The sequence below is a fragment of the Neisseria sp. P0013.S005 genome (assembly GCF_051958425.1).
Taxonomy (GTDB): domain Bacteria; phylum Pseudomonadota; class Gammaproteobacteria; order Burkholderiales; family Neisseriaceae; genus Neisseria; species Neisseria subflava.
Window position 1 is genome coordinate 14,308 of sequence record NZ_JBQCVL010000010.1, and the last position, 19,031, is coordinate 33,338.

22 protein-coding genes and 1 other RNA gene are annotated in these 19,031 nt (G+C 49.2%); 13 read left to right on the forward strand and 10 right to left on the reverse strand.

Annotated elements, in window-relative coordinates; translation table 11 throughout:
* Window positions 1-85: 85 nt before the first annotated feature.
* Together ACTHTA_RS09390 and ACTHTA_RS09395 are read left to right on the forward strand one after the other, a co-directional pair.
* Window positions 86-1,186: a conjugal transfer protein gene (locus ACTHTA_RS09390; RefSeq protein WP_250589813.1), complete on the forward strand. Its 1,101-nt coding sequence runs from the start codon at window positions 86-88 to the stop codon at window positions 1,184-1,186.
* Window positions 1,187-1,272: 86 nt separating this feature from the next.
* The gene (locus tag ACTHTA_RS09395) at window positions 1,273-1,737 is read left to right on the forward strand and encodes a low molecular weight protein-tyrosine-phosphatase (RefSeq protein ID WP_308888347.1); all 465 of its coding nucleotides are present in this window, start codon (window positions 1,273-1,275) and stop codon (window positions 1,735-1,737) included.
* A 95-nt stretch (window positions 1,738-1,832) separates the two neighbouring features.
* Here ACTHTA_RS09395 and metW read toward each other — a convergent pair whose 3' ends face one another.
* A complete protein-coding gene (metW, locus tag ACTHTA_RS09400) occupies window positions 1,833-2,414 on the reverse strand; it encodes a methionine biosynthesis protein MetW (RefSeq protein WP_003684992.1) in 582 nt (193 codons plus the stop codon).
* Window positions 2,411-3,550, reverse strand: coding sequence for a homoserine O-succinyltransferase MetX (metX, locus tag ACTHTA_RS09405; protein WP_004519859.1), 1,140 nt, complete (start codon window positions 3,548-3,550; stop codon window positions 2,411-2,413). Before metX ends, metW begins: the two co-directional genes overlap by 4 nt.
* Before the next feature lie 116 nt (window positions 3,551-3,666).
* On the opposite strand from metX, the gene ACTHTA_RS09410 reads away from it, so the two are divergent.
* Window positions 3,667-3,867, forward strand: coding sequence for a protein MIGRI (locus ACTHTA_RS09410; protein WP_003682450.1), 201 nt, complete (start codon window positions 3,667-3,669; stop codon window positions 3,865-3,867).
* Window positions 3,868-3,935: 68 nt separating this feature from the next.
* On the opposite strand, the gene nadE is transcribed toward ACTHTA_RS09410, so the two are convergent.
* Complete coding sequence (nadE, locus tag ACTHTA_RS09415) at window positions 3,936-4,724, reverse strand: NAD(+) synthase (protein ID WP_308888346.1); 789 nt, start codon at window positions 4,722-4,724, stop codon at window positions 3,936-3,938.
* Between the two features lie 102 nt (window positions 4,725-4,826).
* Here nadE and ACTHTA_RS09420 point away from each other — a divergent pair, with 102 nt between their 5' ends.
* From ACTHTA_RS09420 to efp, 3 genes are read left to right on the forward strand one after another with little or no spacing between them, the layout of a single operon-like run.
* On the forward strand, window positions 4,827-5,105 hold the full coding sequence (locus ACTHTA_RS09420) for a hypothetical protein (protein ID WP_003682447.1): 279 nt from the start codon (window positions 4,827-4,829) through the stop codon (window positions 5,103-5,105).
* A gap of 32 nt (window positions 5,106-5,137) precedes the next feature.
* Window positions 5,138-6,295, forward strand: coding sequence for an elongation factor P maturation arginine rhamnosyltransferase EarP (earP, locus tag ACTHTA_RS09425; RefSeq protein ID WP_308888345.1), 1,158 nt, complete (start codon window positions 5,138-5,140; stop codon window positions 6,293-6,295).
* A 42-nt stretch (window positions 6,296-6,337) separates the two neighbouring features.
* On the forward strand, window positions 6,338-6,898 hold the full coding sequence (gene efp / locus ACTHTA_RS09430) for an elongation factor P (RefSeq protein ID WP_063068768.1): 561 nt from the start codon (window positions 6,338-6,340) through the stop codon (window positions 6,896-6,898).
* Window positions 6,899-6,957: 59 nt separating this feature from the next.
* On the opposite strand, the gene ACTHTA_RS09435 is transcribed toward efp, so the two are convergent.
* Window positions 6,958-7,557, reverse strand: coding sequence for an MlaC/ttg2D family ABC transporter substrate-binding protein (locus tag ACTHTA_RS09435; RefSeq protein WP_308888344.1), 600 nt, complete (start codon window positions 7,555-7,557; stop codon window positions 6,958-6,960).
* A gap of 165 nt (window positions 7,558-7,722) precedes the next feature.
* Between ACTHTA_RS09435 and ACTHTA_RS09440 the strand changes: the two genes are divergently transcribed.
* The 3 genes from ACTHTA_RS09440 (at window position 7,723) to ssrA (ending at window position 9,713) form a co-directional block, all read left to right on the forward strand.
* Window positions 7,723-7,938 (forward strand): tautomerase family protein, encoded by a 216-nt coding sequence (locus ACTHTA_RS09440; protein WP_308888343.1) that lies wholly within the window; start codon window positions 7,723-7,725, stop codon window positions 7,936-7,938.
* Window positions 7,939-8,022: 84 nt separating this feature from the next.
* Window positions 8,023-9,237, forward strand: coding sequence for a pyridoxal phosphate-dependent aminotransferase (locus ACTHTA_RS09445; protein WP_308888342.1), 1,215 nt, complete (start codon window positions 8,023-8,025; stop codon window positions 9,235-9,237).
* A gap of 113 nt (window positions 9,238-9,350) precedes the next feature.
* Window positions 9,351-9,713: a transfer-messenger RNA gene (ssrA, locus tag ACTHTA_RS09450) on the forward strand.
* Between the two features lie 164 nt (window positions 9,714-9,877).
* Here ssrA and ACTHTA_RS09455 read toward each other — a convergent pair.
* The 4 genes from ACTHTA_RS09455 to hda form a co-directional block, all read right to left on the reverse strand.
* A complete protein-coding gene (locus ACTHTA_RS09455) occupies window positions 9,878-10,663 on the reverse strand; it encodes an endonuclease/exonuclease/phosphatase family protein (protein ID WP_070632791.1) in 786 nt (261 codons plus the stop codon).
* A 157-nt stretch (window positions 10,664-10,820) separates the two neighbouring features.
* The gene (locus tag ACTHTA_RS09460) at window positions 10,821-11,102 is read right to left on the reverse strand and encodes a TonB family protein (protein WP_224783503.1); all 282 of its coding nucleotides are present in this window, start codon (window positions 11,100-11,102) and stop codon (window positions 10,821-10,823) included.
* 92 nt (window positions 11,103-11,194) lie between these two features.
* Window positions 11,195-11,863, reverse strand: coding sequence for an HAD family hydrolase (locus ACTHTA_RS09465; RefSeq protein ID WP_308888341.1), 669 nt, complete (start codon window positions 11,861-11,863; stop codon window positions 11,195-11,197).
* A complete protein-coding gene (gene hda / locus ACTHTA_RS09470) occupies window positions 11,860-12,528 on the reverse strand; it encodes a DnaA regulatory inactivator Hda (RefSeq protein WP_003685303.1) in 669 nt (222 codons plus the stop codon). The genes ACTHTA_RS09465 and hda overlap by 4 nt, the downstream gene beginning before the upstream one ends.
* A 230-nt stretch (window positions 12,529-12,758) precedes the next feature.
* On the opposite strand from hda, the gene ACTHTA_RS09475 reads away from it, so the two are divergent.
* The 4 genes from ACTHTA_RS09475 to ACTHTA_RS09490 are packed head-to-tail and all read left to right on the forward strand — an operon-like array spanning window position 12,759 to window position 17,028.
* Complete coding sequence (locus tag ACTHTA_RS09475) at window positions 12,759-13,397, forward strand: DedA family protein (RefSeq protein ID WP_313971170.1); 639 nt, start codon at window positions 12,759-12,761, stop codon at window positions 13,395-13,397.
* A gap of 46 nt (window positions 13,398-13,443) precedes the next feature.
* Window positions 13,444-14,880, forward strand: a complete 1,437-nt coding sequence (locus ACTHTA_RS09480) for an MBOAT family O-acyltransferase (protein WP_308888339.1) — start codon at window positions 13,444-13,446, stop codon at window positions 14,878-14,880.
* Window positions 14,881-14,890: 10 nt separating this feature from the next.
* The gene (patB, locus tag ACTHTA_RS09485; RefSeq protein WP_308888338.1) at window positions 14,891-15,919 is read left to right on the forward strand and encodes a peptidoglycan O-acetyltransferase PatB; all 1,029 of its coding nucleotides are present in this window, start codon (window positions 14,891-14,893) and stop codon (window positions 15,917-15,919) included.
* Window positions 15,916-17,028 (forward strand): SGNH/GDSL hydrolase family protein, encoded by a 1,113-nt coding sequence (locus tag ACTHTA_RS09490; RefSeq protein ID WP_049351382.1) that lies wholly within the window; start codon window positions 15,916-15,918, stop codon window positions 17,026-17,028. The genes patB and ACTHTA_RS09490 overlap by 4 nt, the downstream gene beginning before the upstream one ends.
* Before the next feature lie 108 nt (window positions 17,029-17,136).
* On the opposite strand, the gene ACTHTA_RS09495 is transcribed toward ACTHTA_RS09490, so the two are convergent.
* Together ACTHTA_RS09495 and ACTHTA_RS09500 are read right to left on the reverse strand one after the other, a co-directional pair.
* Window positions 17,137-17,757: a LemA family protein gene (locus ACTHTA_RS09495; protein ID WP_308888337.1), complete on the reverse strand. Its 621-nt coding sequence runs from the start codon at window positions 17,755-17,757 to the stop codon at window positions 17,137-17,139.
* Window positions 17,758-17,867: 110 nt separating this feature from the next.
* Window positions 17,868-18,956 carry a metallophosphoesterase gene (locus ACTHTA_RS09500; RefSeq protein WP_440364312.1) on the reverse strand — a complete coding sequence of 363 codons (1,089 nt, stop codon included), beginning with the start codon at window positions 18,954-18,956 and terminating at the stop codon, window positions 17,868-17,870.
* Window positions 18,957-19,031: the final 75 nt, after the last annotated feature.

A 19,031-nucleotide genomic window follows, 5' to 3' on the forward strand; every position in this document is an offset into this window, starting at 1 on the left:
CATTTGAATTTAATTTATTAACAAGCACACCGACTGACTAAATTGCTATAATCGCCACACTTACAACACAACACTTCAAACCGTCATGAAAACCTTTGTTCTTCCAGATACCCGCCCTTATCCGCAGAGCCCTATCAAAAACTACCTTCTGCTCAATGCCTATCAGCTGGCGCACAACTCCTCCTCCGCATCACGCAAACTTTCGGCCGGCCAACTGCAAACCGAAATCCGTACCATGCTCAGCCAAAACCATTACATCAACCTTTCATTGGCGATGACCATGGCGCCCGATGTCGGCACTTACACCAGCCTGATTCAAAGCGTGGGCGAAGTACTGAAGGCAGAAAACGATAACGAAGCCCAATGGTTTGCCCTGCCTGTCGTTTTGGTCGCCGGTTGCAAAAAAGAACAAACCCTGCCGCTCACGCTGCCTACCGAAGCCCTCTTCGCCTGTCTGCAAAACTACCCCAACCTGCGCGCCCTTACGCAAAACACGCAATGGCTGCCCTACCTCGTCCAATCGACCGACTTGAGCAGCGTTACCCCGGGCGAGTGGTTCCAAGCCAAGCAAAACGATGAAGCGGCAGGCGCATTCCTGCAAAAATTCGAATACAAACCATTGACGCTGCCCGAAGGTCAATCCGTCCATGTGGTTTACGCGCTGGGCTACGGCAATAAAGACATTCAGACGGCCTTGGGCCTCAACCTGCAACAGGCGGGCCTGCCATTAATGCAGGTTTGGCAAGAACATCTCGCCCTCGACGGCGTTACCCTCTTTACCAACCCGCTCTCGCCCAATACGCCGCTTGACGCGCTTACCGACGGCAGCCACACCCGCCAACGCATGGCCATGGACGTTTTTGCCACCAACGCCATCCGCGCCATCCGTATGCAAAGCCCGCGTGTCGGCGTTGTTGCCGCAGCAAAAGCGGATGGCAAGCTCCAGTTCAGCTTCAACGCGACAGACAGCGCGTTTGAAATCGTTCCGCAGACCTTCACTTGGGAGCTGGCCTCAACCGACAATATCGCCATCGTTCAGCAAAACTTCCTCGACCTGATGGCCGAATGCCGAATCGAGCACCTCTACCTGCTGCACAACCCATTGGGCGAAAACGAGAACATCCCTACTTATGCCCAAGCGTTGAAACTGGAAGGCCACAATCCTTTCTTCAGCCATGTAAACTAAGTTGAAAATGCAACACGCCAAGACCGTCTGAAAACGGTTTAGCGTGTTGCATTGATTTTCAAACCTTACCGCTCATTTTCACGCATATGAAAACCCACAAAATCCTTTTCGTCTGCCTCGGCAACATCTGCCGCTCCCCCATGGCCGAATACGTCCTGCGCCATCGCGCCCGCGAAGCAGGCATGGGCAATGCCATCATTACAGCCAGCGCAGGCACATCAGGCTGGCACGACGGAGAAGACATGCACGAAGGCACGCGCTGCGCACTCAAGCAACACGGCATCGACCCGTCAGGCTTTACCAGCAGCAAAATCAAACCCAGCGATGCCGAGCATTTCGACTACATCATCGTGATGGACGACAACAACCTCAGAGAAACCGAAAAGCAGCTCGGTTTCCACCCCGGCAAAATCTTCAAACTGACCGACCTTATCCCCGACTCAGGTTACAACCACGTTCCCGATCCGTGGTACACAGGCAACTTTGACGAAACCTACCGTCTGGTCGATGCCGGCAGCTTGGCCTTATTGGAAAAATTGAAACAGGCTTAAACCGGCTTTAACAATAAAAGGCCGTCTGAACAGGTATCCGCAAAAGCCATGCTTTCGTGATTACCTGTTCAGACGGCCTTTATTGATCACCGCAATCAACCTACGCGATAAAACGCCAGACTGCCCAATAAATTCGGCAGATGTTTAATCTGTTTATTGCCCGTCATGACCGCACGCTCAAGCACGCGGATTTTGTTTTTGGCGCACAATAAATCGAAGTCTTTGAGGGTACACCAATGGATATTGGGCGTATCGTACCAATGATACGGCATCCGCTCGGAAACCGGCATATGGCCACCGATGGCGATTTGAAAGCGGTTGCGCCAGTAGCCGAAGTTAGGGAAGCTGACGATGGCCTGCTTGGCTACGCGCATCAGGCAACGCAGGATTTTTTCCGTGTTCTGCATCGCCTGAATGGTTTGGCTCAAGACAATCACATCAAAACTTTGATCGCCAAAAGCCACCAAACCTTCTTCCAAATCGGCTTGAATGACGTTCACGCCGCGGGATATGGCGGCAATCACACTGTCGGTATCGATTTCAACGCCGTAGCCGGTGCAATTTTTATGTTCCACCAACGCGGCCAACAGTTCGCCGTCGCCGCAGCCTAAATCAAGTACGCGGCTGCCTTCGGGTATCCAATCGTAAATGAGTTGCAAATCGTCGCGCAGATTCATTTTTGGCAGTCCTTATAAACGTTGTTCATGTAAGCGGCAACCGCGCGGATATAGGCTTCATCTTCCATCAAGAAGGCATCGTGGCCGTGATTGGATTTGACTTCAATGTATTGCACGGATTTTTGCGCGGCGATTAATGCCTTGACCAATTCATGCGAACGTTGCGGCGAGAAGCGCCAGTCAGTGCTGAAGCTGGCAACAAAAAACTTGGCTTGCACATTCTCTACGGCGCGCGTGAGGTTGTGGCCGTAATCGGCGGCCGGGTCGAAGTAGTCGAGTGCCTTGGTCATCAGCAGATAAGTATTGGCATCGAAACGGCCGACAAACTTGTCGCCTTGATAGCGCAGATACGATTCCACTTCAAATTCAACGCCATAGCCATATTGATAGCCGTCTGATTTTAAATCGCGGCCGAATTTTTTACCTAAGCCGTCTTCGGCAAGATAGGTGATGTGCCCCATCATGCGCGCAATACGCAAACCGCGTGAAGGAACGGTATGATGGCTACGGTAATTGCCTTCATGGAAATCAGGATCGGTCAAAATAGCCTGACGGGCAACATCGTTAAACGCGATGTTTTGAGTGGAAAGTTTAGGCGCAGAAGCGATAACGAGCGCGTGTGCAACGCGTTCAGGCAAAGAAATCGTCCATTGCAATGCCTGCATACCGCCCAAGCTGCCGCCAACAATGGCCGCCCATTTTTGAATGCCGAGGTAATCGGCAAGCATGGATTGGGACTTCACCCAGTCTTTGACGGTTACAACCGGAAAATCCGCGCCATATTCGTGGCCGGTTTCAGGATTTTCGGACAAAGGGCCGGTACTGCCGTCGCAGCCGCCCAAGTTATTCAAACCGACAACGAAAAAGCGTTCGGTATCGATGGGTTTGCCGGGGCCGACCATATTGTCCCACCAGCCGGCGTATTTATCCTCCGCACTGTGCTTGCCGGCAACGTGATGATTGCCTGACAGGGCGTGGCAGATAAGGACGGCATTGCTTTTGTCGGCATTGAGTGTGCCGTAGGTTTCAATCATCAGATCGAAACGAGGTAAGGTTTTGCCGTTTTCCAGAGCAAGCGGTGTGTCAAACGGGATTTTCTGGGGCGTTACAATGCCCACTGAGGCATTTGTTGTCATTTGTAATTTCCAAGTGAAGCGGCAAAAGGGGTATTATAACGTTTCGTCTTTGTTTTGTGCATGAGGCTTCAGACGGCCTGCCCTGATTAAAGGCAATATTTTTGGGAGAATGTAGGATGATAGGCAGGCTTTTGCGATTTTTTTTCTTTTGCGCCATAGCAGCATTGATTGTGAACCGTTTGTTCAGCCGCAAACAAAAACGCACCATTCGGGAAATCGCCAAAATCAGCGCATGGGTATTGCTGGGCGCGGCGGCCGCTACGCTGTTTTGGTATCTGATGATGCTGTTTTTCAAGCATATTCCCAATTCTTATTGAAATAAAATATAAAAGGCCGTCTGAAAACCTTAATCCAGCGTTTTCAGACGGCCTTTTGATGTTCAAACTTAAAACAGCTCTTCCGGAATCTTGCAAACCGGAATCGGATTGACTTTGTGCTGCATGGCTTTGTGCAATCGGGTATAGATTGCCAAAACTTCGCGCTGTCTGCCCTCAAAATCTTCAGGCTTGTGGCTGTCGTACACGCTCATCGCCCATTCGAGTTCTGGATAAGATGCGCCCATTTGTTCTTCATCGGTACGCTCGGTATCCCAAAGTCCGTCCGTCGGTACAGCTTTTTGAATATCCTCCGACACGTCCAGCTCGGCTGCCAACGCATACACTTGAGTCTTAGTCAAATCGGCAATCGGGCTGATGTCCACGCCGCCATCGCCGTATTTGGTGAAGAAACCGACGCCGAAATCTTCAATTTTGTTGCCTGTCCCCGCCACCAGCAAACCATGAAGCTGGCCGTAATAATAAAGCGTCGTCATGCGCAGGCGGCTGCGTGCATTGGCAAGTGCCAGCTGTTTGTTGGGAAATTCGGTTTCGCTGACATCAACAGTATCTGCGAAAATATCGAAAGTTTGGGTCAAATCAACGCTTTGCGCTTTTACATTGGGATAACGCTGTTTCAGACGGCCCATGTGTTCTTGCGCGCGGTTGACTTGGTCGGATTTCTGACGTATCGGCATTTCCAAAAACAAAACCGACAAACCGGTTTGCGCGGCAAGTGTGGAAACCACGGCAGAATCGATGCCGCCGGATACGCCGACGACAAAACCTTTGGCACGCGCCTGCTCGGCGTAATCTTTGAGCCATTGAACAATATGGCGGATGATGGCTTGGGTTTGCATAGGGATAAATGTTCGCTTCAAATAAAACGAATGATAGCCTGATTTGCACTTGTCTGAAAGACGACAGGGTATAATGCCCTTTTTATTTCTTGCACGCACACCATGTCCAAACCCATCCTTCTGCGCTGGCTCGTTGTCTGCCTGATTCCGCTCGCCACCCTCTTGTGGTTTGCCCTCAACCCGCCCGAAGACAAAACGCAACACCTCATCAACGGCATCATCCTTGCCTGCGAAGCCACGTTCCTATTCAAGTTCGTCCTCTTTGATGTCATCAAACACCACCTCAAACAAGAGCCTGAACTGAAACGGCAAAGCATTTGGATGTTTATCCCGATTGTTTTGCTGATTGTTTATTTGTTCCACTATTTCGGCGCATTCTGATGTTTTCAGACGGCCTTGGGCATATTTTTTCCATGAACACCACCCCACCTTATACCTGCTGGATTTTCTGCAACGTCATCGACAACTTCGGCGACATCGGCGTTTCATGGCGGCTGGCGCGTGTTTTGCAACGCGAACTCGGCTGGCAAGTGCATTTATGGACAGACGACTTCCCCTCCCTTCAGGCACTCTGCCCTGACTTGGCCTCGATTCCCAATATCCATCAAGGCATCGGCATTCACGCTTGGCAAGCCGACCATGCCGAAGATACCGATACAGCCCCTACCCCCGACATCGTCATCGAAACCTTCGCCTGCGAACTGCCCGACAACGTTCAAACCATCATCCGCCGACACCAACCGCTTTGGCTCAACTGGGAATACCTCAGCGCGGAAGACAGCAACGAAAGGCTGCACTTAATGCCCTCGCCCCAGGCCGGCGGCATACAGAAATATTTTTGGTTTATGGGTTTCAGCGAAAAAAGCGGCGGCCTGCTGCGCGAACGCGATTATGCCGAATCTGCCGGATTTGATACGGAAGCCTTACGCCGACAACTTAAACTTCCCGCCAAAACTGCCCCCGAATGGCTGCTTTTCGGCTATCAAAGCGATATTTGGGCAAAATGGCTGACCATGTGGCAACAGGCCGGCCAACCCATAACCCTGCTGCTGGCAGGTACACAAATCATCGCCAGCCTGAAAAACGGCGGCCTAGTGCCGCAAAATGCCCTGCTTGAAGACGGCGATATGTATCAGAGCGAACACGTTACCCTGATCAAAACCCCTTTTGTCCCCCAACAGAATTTCGATAAACTACTCAACCTTGCCGACGGCGCCGTCATACGCGGCGAAGACAGCTTTGTTCGCGCCCAGCTTACCGGAAAACCTTTCTTTTGGCACATCTATCCGCAAGAAGAAAATATCCATCTCGACAAACTGCACGCGTTTTGGGACAAAGCGCATCAGGTTTATCCGGATGTTGTCACCACGGCACACCGCTGCCTTTCCGATGAACTCAACAACGGAGAAGCACTCAGCGACAGCCAACGCCTACAGGCATGGCAAACCCTGACGGCACATCAAAATGAATGGCGGCAAAGCGCGGCAAAATGGCGGAATGGGCTTTTTGCCCAAAAAAGTGCCGTTGAAAAACTTGCCGCTTTTATTTCAAAGCACAAAAAAATACGCTAAAATAGCGCGTTTTATTACAACCGATTTGATTGGAAAACTACAATGAAAACAGCACAAGAACTGCGCGCCGGCAACGTATTTATGGTTGGCAACGACCCTATGGTTGTTCAAAAAACTGAATACATCAAAGGCGGTCGCTCTTCCGCCAAAGTCAGCATGAAACTGAAAAACCTGCTGACTGGTGCCGCTTCCGAAACCATTTACAAAGCCGACGACAAATTCGACGTCGTAATCTTGTCCCGCAAAAACTGTACTTACAGCTACTTTGCCGACCCAATGTACGTCTTCATGGACGAAGAATTCAACCAATACGAAATCGAAGCCGACAACATCGGCGACGCGTTGAAATTCATCGTTGACGGCATGGAAGACGTATGCGAAGTAACTTTCTACGAAGGCAACCCAATCTCCGTAGAATTGCCTACCATCATCGTTCGCGAAGTTGAATACACCGAGCCTGCCGTTAAAGGCGATACCTCCGGCAAAGTGATGAAAACCGCACGTCTGGTCGGTGGCACTGAAATCCAAGTGATGTCTTACATCGAAAACGGCGACAAAGTCGAAATCGATACCCGTACCGGCGAATTCCGCAAACGTGCTTAATCAGCCCGTAAAACAAAAAGGCCGTCTGAATATTCAGACGGCCTTTTTCTCAATCTGCCTTATTGTTTCTTCAAGCCCTTGGCTTCGACAGTCGCAATTGTACCGTCAATACCTTTGCTCTTAATCAGCTCGCCAAATTGGTTGCGGTATACCGTTACCAAGCTGGTACCGTCCACGCGGATGTTGTAAATCTTATACGCACCGCCGCTTTGATAAAGCTGATAGGCCACTTCATACTTAGTACCTTTTTTGGTCTGAATTTCCGAGAAAACGTCAAACTTATTGCCGTTTGCCGTCATCTTCGGCAACAGGCGCACATTTGCATCCGCCGCGCCAATTAACGCGGAATGCGAGTACATCGCAATGATCATATCTTTGAATGCACGGATAAAATCGGTTTTCTGTTTGGCAGAAAATTCACGCCATGGCGCACCAACCGCCAAAGCCGAAATACGCTCATAATCCAAGTAACGGTTGGCATACTGCTCAACCTGTTTCACACGTTGCGCTTCTGTCAAAGACGTATTGCGTGCAATTTTCAACACAGCATCAATGTTCTGCTGCATCTGCTTTTGCGCCGGATGCGTTTCCGCTGCCACATAAGGCGCGGCAATTACCATCGGTGCAGCCACAATCAAAGACTGAAGAAAACGGTTCATGACGATATCCATCCAAAATAAAACCGCATTGTAAAAACAATCTATTCCAAAAAACTTAATTCTTTGTAAAAGCAGTCATGAGCAATGAAAAATCCTGCAATTAAATTTCAGACGGCCTGATAAAAATAAGATAACATATGAACGCTATTTTAAAAGGAAAAAGCCATGCCCTACGTCAACATCAAAGTAACCGGTGGCAGCGAAGCCCCGAATGCAGAGCAAAAAGCCGAATTAATCCGCGGCGTAACCGAATTACTCTCACGCGTTCTCAACAAAAACCCTGAGACAACCGTCGTCGTCATTGACGAAATCGATATGGACAACTGGGGCATAGGCGGAAAAAGCGTGACGGTTCGCCGTGCCGAAGCGCTCAATAAATAAGCTTTGGCCGTCTGAAACCCTTTTAATTTCCCCGCAAAAAGAGTACATTTGTCCCATTGTTTACAATTTTACGGAACACACATCATGGAGAAATTTCCCAAATCGTCCAAGCTGGACCACGTTTGCTATGACATCCGCGGCCCGGTTCATAAAAAAGCCCTGCAACTGGAAGAAGAAGGCAACAAAATCCTCAAGCTCAATATCGGCAATCCTGCCCCATTCGGCTTTGAAGCGCCTGATGAAATCTTGGTTGACGTGATCCGCAACCTGCCGACCGCGCAGGGCTATTGCGATTCCAAAGGGCTGTATTCCGCCCGAAAAGCCATCGTTCACTATTACCAAACCAAAGGTCTGCTCGACGTTACCGTCAACGACGTTTACATCGGCAACGGCGTGTCCGAGCTGATTACCATGTCCATGCAGGCATTGCTCAACGACGGCGATGAAATCCTAATTCCTGCGCCTGACTATCCACTGTGGACCGCCGCTGCGACACTGGCAGGCGGCAATGTGCGTCATTATTTGTGCGACGAAGAAAACGACTGGTTCCCGAATCTGGCCGATATAGAAGCCAAAATTACGCCGAAAACCAAAGCCATCGTCGTCATCAATCCCAACAACCCTACCGGCGCGGTGTACAGCAAAGAAATCCTGCTGGAAATTGCCGAACTGGCGCGGAAACACGGCCTGATTATTTTTGCCGACGAAATTTACGATAAAATTCTTTACGATAATGCCGTACACCATCACATTGCCGCCCTCGCCCCCGACTTGCTGACCATTACCTTTAACGGCCTCTCCAAAGCCTACCGCGTGGCCGGCTTCCGCCAAGGCTGGATGGTGCTCAACGGTCCGAAACATCATGCCAAAGGCTATATCGAAGGCCTCGATATGCTCTCTTCCATGCGTCTTTGTGCCAATACGCCGATGCAACACGCCATTCAGACGGCCTTGGGCGGCTATCAAAGCATCAACGAGTTTATCCTGCCTGGCGGCCGCCTGTTGGAACAACGCAATAAAGCATGGGAACTAATCAACCAAATCCCCGGTGTTTCCTGTGTCAAACCGATGGGCGCGATGTATATGTTCCCTAAAATCGATACCGAAATGTACGGCATTCAAGATGACATGAAATTCGTCTACGACTTGCTCGTACGTGAAAAAGTCTTGTTCGTCCAAGGCACAGGCTTCAACTGGATACGCCCCGACCACTTCCGTATCGTTACCCTGCCGCCCGTTCATCAAATCGAAGAAGCCATGGACAAACTCAAACGCTTCTTGCAAAACTACCATCAATAAACCTAAACTAAACAGGCCGTCTGAAAAAGCAAACTGCTGTTCAGACGGCCTTTTCAATCAATCGGCAACTTGGCAAAGCACGCTGACATGCGTATAATCGACTTTTCCTATCTGGGGGCGATCTTGGTTTCGACGGGGGTTGCAAAGCAGATGCGGGCATACCGGGGTCTCAGATTTCCCGTAAAACACTGAATTTAAATAGTCGCAAACGACGAAACTTACGCACTGGCCGCTTAAGGCCTGCCGTTGCAGCAGTTGGTCAATGGGCTGTGTAGCGCAAGCTACCGCAACGTCATTCTACATTGACTGGTTTTCTGTCGGGTTACTTGGCAGGAAACGAGATTTAAGGTAACTGGTTCCCTGAAGGCCTGTTGGTCGGCATGATGAGGACGAGATTCTAAATAGACACAACTAAGTATGTAGAACGCTCTGTAGAGGACTTTCGGACGGGGGTTCGATTCCCCCCGCCTCCACCAGATTTGAAGCGCAAACTCCTGATATAAAAAGGTTTGCGCTTTTTTATAAACTTAAACAGGCCGTCTGAAACTTTTCAGACGGCCTGTTTTGGTCTCAACTATCTGAGTGAAAAAACTTTTTCTTTCGATACATTACCAATAGCGCTTTAACAAAGATTTCAGCCTTACATTTTTCTATCTGATTTCATATTCATTTTACGATGAGGTCTAACCGTTACACTCAATGGCAGATGATCTGACAAATGCTGCCAGTCTTTACTGTTGTGGATTTCAGAATCGATGACATCAAGGTTGCGAGTGTAAATGCGGTCGAGGCTGAGGATGGGTAGGCGCGAAGGGAAGGTTTTGGGGCGTTTGCCTGTATTATCGACAAATACTTCGTTCAAATCTAATGCCCTGCCCAGCTCACGCGCTGATTTCTGCCGCCAGTCATTGAAATCGCCGGCGATAATCAACGGGCTTTCCGGACGAATATATCGGCCAACGTAGTCACTGATGGCTCGGTATTGTTTAAGGCGGTCCGGCTCGCGCAAGTTGAGGTGGACACACAAACACACCAGCGGATCTTCCCAGCCTTCAGGCACGACTTCGCAATGCAACAGGCCGCGTTGTTCGAGTTTGTTGACGCTAATGTTGAGGTTGTTTTCCGTTTTCAGCGGCAGGCGGCTGAGAATGGCGTTGCCGTGATGGCGTTTAGGATAGACGGCATTTTTACCGTAGCTGCGATGATAATCGAGGCTGTCGCCGATGATGTCATAATGCGGTGCATCAGGAAAGTTGGTACGGCGGCTTCTGTTGAGATGTTGTCCTTGGACTTCTTGTAAAAACAAAACGTCCGAACCCAATGCACCCAGCGCGTCAGCCATGCGGTTGACCTGCACTTTACGGTTGAGCGCAGACATGCCTTTGTGCATATTGTAGGAAGTAATGGTAACTGGACGGGGAGACATGATGTGTGATGAAGCGGTTTATTTGTTTCAGTATAGCACCGGAGCGTGTGGTTTTACGGCAATTTTGGTTATACTTGTTTAAAGAATAAAACGGCGTTTTGACAGGGAATTTCCCAATCAAAACGCCTTCTGTTTTTCAGATGGCCTTGCGTTCGAATTAGTTGTTGATTACTTCAACGTTAGTTTCAAAAGTAACGGTGTGTTGATATTTAGATGCTGTTTTGCGTTTCGGATAAGGATATTTGGAAACGCTTTTCACTGCGCGTTCGTCCATTTCAGGATTGCCGCTGGATTGAATGATATTCACGCGGTCGACATTACCGGCAGGAGTTGTGAAGACATCCATCAAAACGGTTTTAACGCTGCCGTTTTGCGCTTTCATGGCTTCCAGAGTTTCGGTATCGGCTGCTTGTGCAGTACCGAATACAGCGGCAAACAACAGGGCTTAGGCGAGGAGTTTAGTCGTTTTCATGTTTTAGTCCTTATTAGGGTTGTGGTTAGGTTAAATATTTCAGACGGCCTGATTGATCGTTATTTGAAATTCAAAATCGGCCAACCTTTTGCATTGGCTTCTTTTTCCAGCTCGGCATCCGGATTGACAGCAACAGGTTCGTCCACGATACGCAGCAACGGCAAATCGTTTTTGGAGTCGCTGTAAAAATAAACCTTACCGTAGCTTTCAAAGGTCTCGCCGCGCTCGGCAAGCCATTGGTTCAATCGGGTAATTTTGCCTTCTTTCAGGCTGGGCGTACCGACATAGTTGCCGGTATATCGGCCGTCTTCGCCGGTTTCAAGCTGTGTGCCGATAATGTTGTGAATACCGAAAAGATGACAGATAGGGGTAATGATGAATTCGTTGGTCGAAGAAATAACCAACATTTCGTCGCCTGCCATTTGATGGCTTTGCACCAACATACGCTGCATCGGTGAAATATGCGGAACAATATATTCGGCCATAAACTCACGATGAAACTCAGCCAATTCTTCCTTGCTGAAACGGGCTAAAGGCGCGAGATGGAATTTGAGGAAGGCATCAATATCAAGACAACCGTTTTGATAATCTTGGTAGAACTTTTCATTTTGAGCCTCGGTTTCAGCCGCATCGACTATGCCTTTTTTAATCAGGTATTGCGGCCAGGAGTGATCCGAATCGGTATTGATCAAAGTATTGTCGAGGTCGAAAATGGCAAGGTTTTTCATTGGGTTTCCTGTTGTTTTAAAAGCTGGCGCAAAAGCGGCAAAGTAATGCGCTTGCCCATCATAACGGCGTAGTTGTCGAGGGTATCGAGCATCTGCATCAGGCTGTCCATATCGCGCCGCCAATGGTTCAGCAGGTATTCGAAGATTTCCGGGTCGATGGTTACCTGACGGGCGGCCGCCATGCTGACGAGCGCATCGATTTTTTCCCGGTCGGTCAGCGGTTTGACTTCGTAAACCAAGCAATACGCCATGCGTGTGCGCAGGTCTTCTCGGATAACGAGCTGCTGCGGCGTATATTCGGAACTCAAAAGCAAAAAGCCTTTGCCGCTGTTGCGGAAGCGGTTGAAGATGGCAAACAGTAAAGCCTGTTCTTCATTATTAAGTTTTTCGATTTGGTCAATGGCAAGATATTCCGCATCCAACGCAGCTTCTGTCAGCGGCGTGGCGGCGGCATCAATATAGAGGGCATTTCGTCCGGCATCGAGCGCCTGTGCAACCCACGCCCGCAAGAGATGGCTTTTGCCTGCGCCTTCTTCGCCCCAAACATAGATAAATTGCCCATGTTTGTGCTGCAACACATACACCAGCTCGGCATTTTCTGTTCCCAGAAATTTGTCGAAGCCGGGATAATCATGGCTGGCAAAATCGAAGATGAGCTGGTTCACAAAGGCGCACCGGTTAGGTTGAAATCGGCTTTATTTTACGTTGTTTTGCCGTCCACCATCAAGGATAAAGGCCGTCTGAAGCCTATACCTGCAACATATCTGCACTTCTAAACATATCTTGATGCGCTTACGGCATTGGTTTTATTCCGCTTTGGTTTTACAATGTCGAACTTCTCGCCGAAACATTTGTCTGTTCTTTTTCAGACGGCCTTTTTATTTGGGGAACCTTAGTGATTTCTACCCTTATTGATTTCATCCTCCATATCGACCAACACCTTGTCCACCTCTCCGCCCAATACGGCCCGTGGATTTACGCGATTTTGTTTGTTGTGATTTTCTGCGAAACCGGTTTGGTCGTAACGCCATTTTTGCCCGGCGACTCGCTGCTGTTTGCTGCCGGCGGTATTGCGGCCATCGGCGGCATGAACATCCACGTCATAGTATTGCTGCTCTTAGCGGCCGCCATTTTAGGCGATGCGGTCAACTTTATGATTGGCAAGTATTTTGGACAAAAACTGTTTGCCAACCCGGATTCCAAAATTTTCCGCCGTTCGTATTTGGAAAAAACCCATGCTTTTTATGAAAAACATGGCGGCAAAACCATCATCATTGCCCGCTTTGTGCCGATTGTGCGGACGTTTGCGCCATTTGTCGCAGGCATGGGCGATATGCACTACGGCACGTTTATCCGTTACAACATTATCGGCGCAGTGTTGTGGGTATTGTCGTTTTCCTATGCAGGCTACTTCTTCGCCAACATCCCCGTCGTCAAAAACAATCTGGGCTTAGTCATGGCGGCAATCATCGTGATTTCGATTTTACCCGCGGTAGTCGAAGTCATCCGTGCCAAACTTAACGCCAAAAAATAACAATCAATCGAAAAGTTTGAAAGTTTAAACACATCAAGGAATTGCCATGCCGTTGCTGTCTATTGAGTTTGCGGTATTCTTTATCGCATTTTTGCCGCTGTACTGGGCATTTGCACGTTTGCCGCAAGTTCAAAACGTTTTACTTTTGGTTGCCGGACTGGGCTGGCTTTACCGTATCGACCCTATTTTTGCCGCGCTGATTTTGGTTTACTCGTCTGTGGTTTACCTGGTCAGCGTGCTGATGTTTTCTGAAAACGAGAATATCCGCAAATTTTGGCTGGGTTGCGGTATTTCAGCGGCATTGACTGTTTTGTGTTTCTTCAAATATTTCGACTTTTTCCGCCCGATTATTCAGCAATATACGGGGCAAAGCGCCGTCATCGACATCCTTTTGCCTTTGGGCTTGTCTTATTACACTTTCCAATCGCTGGCTTACTTGGTGTATTGCTACCGTGAGCCTAAGGGAGACCGTTTTGAATGGCACGAGCTCCTGCTTCATCTGAGCTTCTTCCCCACCATCACATCCGGTCCGATTATCCGTGCGGCCGCTTTTAAAAGTATAGACGGCGAACAAGCGGGCGCATTGGCGCAAATCCGCACCAAACAGGCGCGCCAGCTGATTTATCCGGCGTTAGCGGTCGGCCTGATTGTATTGGGCATTGCCAAAAAGTGGTGGCTTGCCGGCGTATTGGCGGAAGGCTGGGTATCGCCTGTTTTTGAAAATCCGGCCCAGTTCGACGGCTGGGGCGTGTTGTCTGCAATTTATGGCTACACCTTCCAACTCTTTTTCGACTTTTCCGGCTACTCGGATTTGGTCATCGGCTTGGCCATGCTGCTCGGCTTCCAGCTACCGAAAAACTTTGCCGCACCGCTTCGCGCCATCAACATCCGCGACTTCTGGGACAGATGGCACATCAGCCTGTCCACTTGGATCCGCGACTATATCTATATCCCTTTGGGCGGCAGCAAAAAAGGCTTCGGACGCACCCAGCTCAATCTGATGATTGCCATGTTACTTTCCGGCATTTGGCATGGCTACGGCTGGAGCTTTTTGATTTGGGGCGCGCTGCACGGTTCGGCTTTGGTGTTCCTTAACTGCGGCGATAAAATCGTCGGCCGCAATGCCTTAGGCCGTCTGAAAATCGGCAAACCGCTTGCCTGGCTGTTTACCTTCCATTTCGTTTGTTTCGCTTTTGTTGTGTTCAACAGCGCAACGCTTGCCGATACGGAAATGCTGTTCAGTGCATTATTTGCCAATGACAAAGGTTGGAACACGCCTCTGCCGACCGACCTCATGTTGCTGGGTACATTTGCGATGATGCTTTTGCTGTACCCGTATTTACTTCGCTTATTTGAAGCATCGGTAAAAGGCTTGGACAAACTGCCTGCATGGCTGTGGTTTATCCCCATCACGCTTATCCTCACCCTGATTATCATCTTCGCCCCGTCCGGCATTCCCGGCTTTATTTACGCCAACTTCTAAGGAGCAGAACATGAAACGCTTTATCTCCCTGTTTGTTTCGATTCTGCTCAGTGCGGTTGCGCTGACGTGGTTTTCCCAAAACTCCATCAATGCCTATTGGCAGCAGACCTATCATGAAAGCAGTCCGCTTGAGCCTTTATCCGAATACGCTTGGTGGCGTATCGGTGCAGATTGGCAACAAAAAGCCTACGAATTTTCAGACGGCCTGAAAGCTTCACTGGAAACAGAAGACGCTTTGGCCTCGGAAGACTCTGGCATTGAAACAGCAAGGCCGTCTGAAAATACGGAAAACATTAAAGTATCAGACAATCAAAAAGGCTCTGCTGCTTCCGATGCGGCTAACAATACGGATACCGCCGCCAGCGAGCCAAGCAATCAGGTTGATCAGTCGGCAACACAGGTCGTGTTGAAAAAAGGTAATAAAGTTTTATTTGCCGGCGACTCGCTGATGCAGGGCGTTGCACCTTTCGTACAAAAACACCTCAAGCAAGAATATGGCGTACAATCGGTCAACCTTAGTAAACAAAGTACCGGTTTATCCTACCCCAATTTCTTCGACTGGCCGAAAACCATCGAACAAACTTTGCAAAAAGAACCCGACATCCGCGTTTTAGTTGTATTCTTAGGCCCTAACGACCCTTGGGATTTCCCAATGGGTAAAAAATACCTGAAATTCGCCTCCCCCGAATGGGAGGCAGAATACCTCAACCGCGTCCGCCGTATTCTTGATGCAGCCTCCGCACATGATGTCCAAGTCATTTGGCTGGGCATTCCTTACATGAAAAAAGCCAAGCTCAACGAACAGATGCGCTACCTCGACAAAATCCTGTCGGGTACGGTGTCGCCTCAAGCCATTTGGCTGCCGACCGACAAACTGTTGAGCAATGGCGCAGAAGAATATGCCGACTCTGTCAAAGTAGATGGAAAAATCATCCGTTACCGCAGCAAGGACGGCATTCACTTTTCCGCAGAAGGCCAAAAATTACTGGCCGGAAAAATTATGGAAAAAATTAATTTTACACACGATACACAACCATGAAATTTAATAAAACCTTACTCCTCACGCTTCTCGCACTCCCTATTACCGCCTGCGCAACCAATGACGGCCTGTTAAGCAACTACGGCTCTAACCGCCCTGCCTGGCTAAACAAACTGCAACAGCTTAACCATACTTCAGACGGCAAATTCCGCATTATCCAAGTCGGCGACTCCCACACCGCCGGCGACTATTTCACCGACCGCCTGCGTCGCCGTTTGCAACAACAATGGGGCAACGGCGGCATTGGTTGGGTTTACCCCAATACTGTCAAAGGCCAACGCATGGCAACCGTCCGTTACAACGGCAGCGGTTGGAACACCATCAGCAGCCGCAAATCACACAGCGATTTTTCTTTCGGAGGAATTGAAGCACGCGCCGATGGCGGTAGCGTTACCTTAAGCGCAGCCGACGGCAGTATGGATATGCAACAAATCTCCATTTTCGGCAAGCCCGTTTGGTCCGAGCAAACCCTGACCGTCAACGGACGCGAAATCCCTGCCACACAAAACGGTTGGCAACTGCTGCGTACCAATGCCTCCTTGCCGATGACCCTCAGCAGCAGCATGCCTTGGCAAATCGGCTTCATTAATATCGAACGCCCCGGACGCGGCATAACCGTTTCCGCTATGGGCATCAACGGCGCGCAGTTATCCCAATGGTCAAAATGGCGGCCGGGCATGTGGGAAGATTTGGCACAAACCAAAGCCGATTTAATCATCCTTGCCTACGGTACCAATGAAGCCTTTTCCGGCAATCTCGATATTTCCTCTACCGAGCAGACATGGCGCAATTACATCCGTCAAATCAAAAACACCCTGCCCAACGCAGGTATCCTGATCCTCGGCGCTCCGGAATCTTTGAAAACCGCCTACGGCAGCTGCGGCAACCGACCTGTCTTGCTCAGCGAAATACAACAAATGCAGCAACGTGTTGCCCGTGATGAAAAAATCATGTTCTGGTCTTGGCAGGATGCAATGGGCGGAGCATGTAGCATGAAAAACTGGATGGCTCAAGGCTTGGCAGCCAAAGACGGCGTTCACTTCTCTGCACAAGGTTATGAAACTGCAGCCGATAAGCTTGCCGACAGCCTGATCCGCTTTGCCCAATAAATTGGCAAAAACCTAAGTATTTTTCATTAACAGCACACAAAAGGCCGTCTGAAATTAATATTTCAGACGGCCTTTTGTTTATCGCTTATTCAGCAAACTGCTTAATTTTTAAGCCAACATATTGCTGCTCATTCGTTGCGTTTGGTTTTCCGTAAAACGAACCAATCTTGCCTGCTTATCAAAGCCTAATGGCTTGGCAACAAGGCGGTTGGGCAATTTGTTCAAATGATGGTTGTAGCTTCCGGCTCTGCGGTTGTAAGTGCGGCGTGCCGATGTGACTTCCGCTTCTGCAGCATCCAGCATTTTCATCAAACCGGCCAATTTCTCATCAGGATACTGTTTCAAAAGGCCGTTGACGGCAATTTGCAATTTTTTCAGCGCGTGATTCAATGCTGTTTCGGCTTCGCACAGATGTTTGATTTTGGATTCGGAAAAGGTTTTGGCAGTTTGCGCCAATGCGGTTTCGACTTCAGCACACATCTGCTGAACGTTTGGATCCGATGCAATGCCCTGCTCTTGCAGATGTTTGCTGTATGCATCCAATACATGACGGACAGCCTGATGTCGGCAGTCGAGCGCAATGCGCAAAGAGACAAAGGATTCGCGACAGTCTTTTTTGCGGTCTTTCAACTGTTGTTTGAAATACAATAAGACGGCAGCGATTGATACGAAGATAAGTGCAAGACTAATAATGCCCATAGTGAGTTCCCTAGTTATGATGCCACTCATATCGGTGGCTGATTTTTTACATTGATTATAATCCAATTCCAATATTTTTTCCCAGTTTTTATAAAAAAGGCCGTCTGAAATTCAGACGGCCTGAAGTTTATATTTCTATTTCAATGCCTTGACTTGATGTCGATAACCCACACTTCTGATTGCGAACCCAAACGAAGGGGAATGCCCCAGAAGCCGTAGCCCGAAGTGGTGAAGAAATGGCCGTTGCCGATCGCCTCATAACCGTAAGCAAGACGATAAAGCGTACGGACAATAAGGTTGGCAGGTGCAACTTGGCCGTTGTGAACATGGCCGGAAACTTGCACATCAATCGGCAGACGGGCATGGGCTTCGATTGAAGTAGGACGATGGTCCATCAATAAAACCGGTAATTGGGTATTTTGACCTTCCAAAAGCTGCTCCGCGCTGGGACGCTTGCGATCCAAATCATCGCTCCGCCCTACCAGCAACACACCATTCACTTCCAAAACCTGATTGGCCAAAACCGTCAAACCTGCGGCTTCCAATTCATGCTTGATACGCTTCTGATCACGGAACCAGTCATGATTGCCCAAAGTGGCATAAACGCCCATCGGCGCAGTCAGCTTCTGCAAATGCGGTTTCATGTTTTCTTTAAGGTAGGCATCGACGGTATCGTCCATCAAATCGCCCGGCAGCAACACCATATCGACTTGTTCCTGCTTCATGATGTCCGCCAGCTTGTCCAATTGACGTGCGCCGAACAAAATCCCCAAGTGCAAATCGCTGGCTACGCCGATACGCAGCGGCTTATCCATTTTCTTATTGATGAATACGGTTTGATGGCGGACAACGGGCGTATAGGCGTTATACATCCCAAAACCGAGCAAACCGGCCACAAACAAAGGCGCAAACAGCCGCAGGCTTCGTGACAGCGGTTGGCGCGCCATAAAACGGCGCAGCAAAAGATATAGGATAAATGTCGCTAGCGCGGCATACATCACAAACAGCAAGATTACCATCCAAAACGCCACCATGCGGAACATTATATGTCCCAACTCCAGCAGCAAGCCGACCAACAAGCCGTTTGTAATGAAATAGGAAATACCCATCAGCCAACGTCTGCCGATTTTGCCAATCCAAGGCGCAAACATCCATTGCAGCGAGCGCCCGAGCCCGAATGTAAACACTTGCAACAGAATGACGCTCACAAAAAACATCTTGCCAAACATGCCTTTCCGCACTAAAAAATCAAAAGGAAGATTTTAGGCCGTCTGAAACTTTCAGTGTATAATCCCACGCGTAAA

Bases quoted from the DNA above. Each gene is read 5' to 3' on its own strand.
- ACTHTA_RS09500 (WP_440364312.1), bottom strand. From the start codon at position 18,956: ATGTTTGGCAAGATGTTTTTTGTGAGCGTCATTCTGTTGCAAGTGTTT.
- ACTHTA_RS09395 (WP_308888347.1), top strand. From the start codon at position 1,273: ATGAAAACCCACAAAATCCTTTTCGTCTGCCTCGGCAACATCTGCCGC.
- ACTHTA_RS09440 (WP_308888343.1), top strand. From the start codon at position 7,723: ATGCCCTACGTCAACATCAAAGTAACCGGTGGCAGCGAAGCCCCGAAT.
- metW (WP_003684992.1), bottom strand. From the start codon at position 2,414: ATGAATCTGCGCGACGATTTGCAACTCATTTACGATTGGATACCCGAA.
- nadE (WP_308888346.1), bottom strand. From the start codon at position 4,724: ATGCAAACCCAAGCCATCATCCGCCATATTGTTCAATGGCTCAAAGAT.
- ACTHTA_RS09390 (WP_250589813.1), top strand. From the start codon at position 86: ATGAAAACCTTTGTTCTTCCAGATACCCGCCCTTATCCGCAGAGCCCT.
- ACTHTA_RS09480 (WP_308888339.1), top strand. From the start codon at position 13,444: ATGCCGTTGCTGTCTATTGAGTTTGCGGTATTCTTTATCGCATTTTTG.
- ACTHTA_RS09495 (WP_308888337.1), bottom strand. From the start codon at position 17,757: ATGAGTGGCATCATAACTAGGGAACTCACTATGGGCATTATTAGTCTT.
- metX (WP_004519859.1), bottom strand. From the start codon at position 3,550: ATGACAACAAATGCCTCAGTGGGCATTGTAACGCCCCAGAAAATCCCG.
- ACTHTA_RS09455 (WP_070632791.1), bottom strand. From the start codon at position 10,663: ATGTCTCCCCGTCCAGTTACCATTACTTCCTACAATATGCACAAAGGC.
- ACTHTA_RS09435 (WP_308888344.1), bottom strand. From the start codon at position 7,557: ATGAACCGTTTTCTTCAGTCTTTGATTGTGGCTGCACCGATGGTAATT.
- ACTHTA_RS09420 (WP_003682447.1), top strand. From the start codon at position 4,827: ATGTCCAAACCCATCCTTCTGCGCTGGCTCGTTGTCTGCCTGATTCCG.
- ACTHTA_RS09465 (WP_308888341.1), bottom strand. From the start codon at position 11,863: ATGAAAAACCTTGCCATTTTCGACCTCGACAATACTTTGATCAATACC.
- ACTHTA_RS09410 (WP_003682450.1), top strand. From the start codon at position 3,667: ATGATAGGCAGGCTTTTGCGATTTTTTTTCTTTTGCGCCATAGCAGCA.
- ACTHTA_RS09445 (WP_308888342.1), top strand. From the start codon at position 8,023: ATGGAGAAATTTCCCAAATCGTCCAAGCTGGACCACGTTTGCTATGAC.
- efp (WP_063068768.1), top strand. From the start codon at position 6,338: ATGAAAACAGCACAAGAACTGCGCGCCGGCAACGTATTTATGGTTGGC.
- patB (WP_308888338.1), top strand. From the start codon at position 14,891: ATGAAACGCTTTATCTCCCTGTTTGTTTCGATTCTGCTCAGTGCGGTT.
- ACTHTA_RS09490 (WP_049351382.1), top strand. From the start codon at position 15,916: ATGAAATTTAATAAAACCTTACTCCTCACGCTTCTCGCACTCCCTATT.
- earP (WP_308888345.1), top strand. From the start codon at position 5,138: ATGAACACCACCCCACCTTATACCTGCTGGATTTTCTGCAACGTCATC.